Annotated in this window: 5 protein-coding genes; 4 read left to right on the forward strand and 1 reads right to left on the reverse strand. The window is 42.4% G+C overall.

Annotated features, from left to right (window positions below; translation table 11 throughout):
- The 4 genes from KIS29_08615 to KIS29_08630 form a co-directional block, all read left to right on the forward strand.
- A partial coding sequence (locus KIS29_08615) for a hypothetical protein (protein ID MBX8640381.1) occupies positions 1–251 on the forward strand: 251 nt, incomplete at its 5' end.
- Positions 172–606 (forward strand): DDE-type integrase/transposase/recombinase, encoded by a 435-nt coding sequence (locus KIS29_08620; protein ID MBX8640382.1) that lies wholly within the window; start codon positions 172–174, stop codon positions 604–606. The genes KIS29_08615 and KIS29_08620, both read left to right, overlap by 80 nt.
- Positions 498–740: an integrase core domain-containing protein gene (locus KIS29_08625; protein MBX8640383.1), complete on the forward strand. Its 243-nt coding sequence runs from the start codon at positions 498–500 to the stop codon at positions 738–740. The genes KIS29_08620 and KIS29_08625 overlap by 109 nt, the downstream gene beginning before the upstream one ends.
- Positions 741–1604: 864 nt before the next feature.
- On the forward strand, positions 1605–2423 hold the full coding sequence (locus KIS29_08630; GenBank protein MBX8640384.1) for a glycosyltransferase: 819 nt from the start codon (positions 1605–1607) through the stop codon (positions 2421–2423).
- A 543-nt stretch (positions 2424–2966) separates the two neighbouring features.
- Here KIS29_08630 and KIS29_08635 read toward each other — a convergent pair.
- The coding region (locus tag KIS29_08635) for a hypothetical protein (GenBank protein ID MBX8640385.1) at positions 2967–3409 on the reverse strand (443 nt) is incomplete at its 5' end.

Below are 3409 nucleotides of genomic sequence, written 5' to 3' on the forward strand. Positions count from 1 at the left end.
ATCTTCCGTGGAGTGCATCCCATTGCCTCCAAACAACGGAATGCACTCTCACATCAAAAAACAGTGCCAGTGCAGTAATTTCCCTATGCGGGACTACTGCACAGTTGCATTGGTGGCCTAGGGCCATTGAAGACAGAATCATCACAGGAGATAATTTATTATTAGAAATAGATAAAAATAAGAGGACGAACAGCGAATTGGATCTACCAGAGAACAGTAGAAGAAGGACGTATCTGTTCTGGGCCCACTAAAAACAGAAGGTTCATACCCACAGCACCGGACCAGCTGTGGGAGACAGACATAACATATGTCTGGTGCGGCATAGACAGATGGTGCTACCTGTTCAACAACCTGGACTGCTTTACAAGGGAATGGCTGGCATATGTGTTTGCCAGGGACATAAGGAGGCAGCATGCAATTGACTGTCTCCTCAAGGCAACAGAAGGAAGGGACCTGTCCAACCTCGTTCTGAGGTCTGACAACGGCTCTCAGTTCTCATCCAGTGCATTCATGGAGTCCGTGAATGCGCAGGGCAAAGGCAGGAATTCATCGCAAACAGCACTCCAGAACAGCAGGGGCACATCGAGTCGTTTCACAGCACGCTGAAGACTGAATACATGTGGCTCATTGAGTTCGGCAGCTACGGTGAGGCCGCCGAATACATGCCACAAGTATTCGTCGATTACAACAATGCCAGAATTCACTCGGCAATAGGTTATTCAACACCAGGAGAGTTCTAAATGAATTGGAAGAAACAGCTTGCGCCGGAGGGGGTCACATCAAATCTACAGGGCAGAAAGTGATTCTAAAAACAGGGGTCCATTCCATGCTTTCTTCTATTATTCATTTAACTTACCCATTGCTCATTATTCATTATTCAAATATTTCTATAATCTTTCCATCGTTAATCTTCTTCTAGTCATGCATGATAAATGTAATTCCGGTGTGTTGGTAAGTTGACTTTTTGTGGGCATCGGCTCCTGTCCCAGACCCCTTTAGATCCGTAGACACCATTTTTGGAGACTTTGCAAGGGAATCAAAAGAAAAGTGAAGAGGATCAAGCATTGTAGCTCTTTGAAACACTATTGCCTTATAATTTATTTGATTCAATATAGCATTCCTCAGAACTGATGTGGCTATTTGAACAGTCCGTTTATGGCTTGAGAATGCAGACGCTTTTCACAGTTGCAGGCTGTGTATTCCTGGCGAAGCAGCGGAGTTCCGAGTAACACGAGATCTACGCTCCATCAACGAGACAAAGCCGTATTCCTCGCGTGGTTATCTCACACCTAGGGAGGATAGAAGCAGGTTTATGGCGAAGGTGTTTGAATGAAACAAAACAATAAAAACACGCGCGAGTCCCTTTTCCCCTGATACCAGAACAGATACTAAAGAGGGGTAATCACGTCAAAACATACTTAATGTGCCTATGCCAGCAGTTCAAAAATGACACAGTGCAGAAGGAAACAATGTTATTCAAACGAAGTCCGGATATGCAATCAAATACTGACGCGTTGTTCTGAAATTGGAAGAAGATGCTTTAAATACCCCTGTTTGGGTCTAGAATAAATATAGTGCGAATATCACAGGTATGACAGAAAAATTTGATAGAGAATATTGCCATGAAAGTGAACGATAGAATTTCAATCATAATTCCAGTCATCAACGAAAGAGAAAACGTTGTAAACCTCCTATGTGAATTTGATAAGCTGGTATCAGAATTTGGGCTTAATGTTCTTGACGAAGTCGTATTTGTTGATGATGGGAGTTCAGACGGCACTGTCGAAACTATCAAAGAACAAGCCAGAGTAATTAATCGTAAGTACAAAATCAATATTGTGGAACGACACAAAAAAATGGGTCAAGTAGATGCTTGCATAATAGGAAGCAGAGTCGCAAACAACGATACAATTGTGATAATGGACGCTGATTTACAGCATCCGCCTAAGACACTGATTGCTATGTCATCGAACAGGATAGATGATATCGACATAGTTGCTGCATCCAGACATGTAAGAGGTGGTGGCAATATTTGGTCACCGACAAGAGGCGTAATAAGCCGAGTCGCCATATTAATGGCGCAAATGCTGATTAAACCGGCACGAAGGCTAAAAGACCCAACCACAGGATACTTCATGACGAGTAGAGACAACATCTCGGATCTTCGCCCGTTAGCTAAACGCACAAAATTGATGCTATACCTGCTATCCATGCGACCTGAATTGAAAGTGAAGGAAGTTGCATACACTTTCGTCGACCGCACGACCGGCAGATCAAAGACAATTACTCGAGGACCCTCTTTTATTGTCAATTATATTATTGAGGTTCTTGGATACATGAAACTCTGCGCGAAAAGTAGATTTACGATTAATAATTCACATAACAAGCGCTTAGCACAGAGATCTAGTTTCAGGGAACGATAACACATTCATGATCATTAGTTTCTAACACCGGTTTGCTGCAGAGCCGTCATAGAAAGGGACGTAAACCACTATAGTTCCGTTTATTTGTAAATTTCAGAGCTCCTGTAATATCAACGGCGAAACCTATAGGGGGTTGCTGAAATTGAGTAAAGTAATTCCGGTAATCTACTTTCAAAGCACATTCAGTCGTGTTAAGCAATAATAGCAGTTATCGAAGATTAATTTTCAATAAAGATGGCGATAAATAGTTAGAGAATTGGCGGTTGCATGAGATATGGGGCGAGATGTGATATTTATGGTGAAGTAATTTGTTGTTCTATTCTCACCTTTTCATTTTGATCAATTTGTAAATTAATTTCTATCACGAACTCAGAGCACCGCGCGATACTTGGCAGTAGTCGAAGGCAAACATCGTGAAGGATGTTGACGGCTACAACGACAGCTGATTTACACCGCATAAGGGCATGAACAACCTATCGGGGTGGAGACACCGATGCTCTTATTTTGATGAGCACAAACCAATGCAAAAGGGCGAATAACTGATCATTTATTAGTGTGAGTGTGCTGGCTTGAATACAAACGTTCTATTCTGCCTGTTTGCAATGCTTTTCTGAATTCGAACAGAGTGAGGCAGAGAATTTTCAAACGTTTTGCTTCTACGACAACACCCCTATCCAGTCTGTCACCCACAAGTACTCCGGGCAGTCTGAGTTTCTTTGACTTCCTTACAACCTGTTTGAGTGCATCCATGTCTGCATGTGATTTTGCTTCCACAAAGAAGGACACCCCGTCTCTTACAAGAATATCGATTTCCTCATCGTGGCTGACAACTCTCGTTTTTGACTTCCAACCAATGTTTTCTGCGTAAAATTCTATTTTATCTCTAACTCTGTCCTCGATAATTCTACCCAAAGTATTACCCAGAGAACTTCTTTCCTTGCTGGCTACAGCAAATCCTTCGTGCATCTCCTTGATGATTGCGTCGA

Source organism: Candidatus Sysuiplasma jiujiangense, assembly GCA_019721075.1.
Lineage (GTDB): Archaea > Thermoplasmatota > Thermoplasmata > Sysuiplasmatales > Sysuiplasmataceae > Sysuiplasma > Sysuiplasma jiujiangense.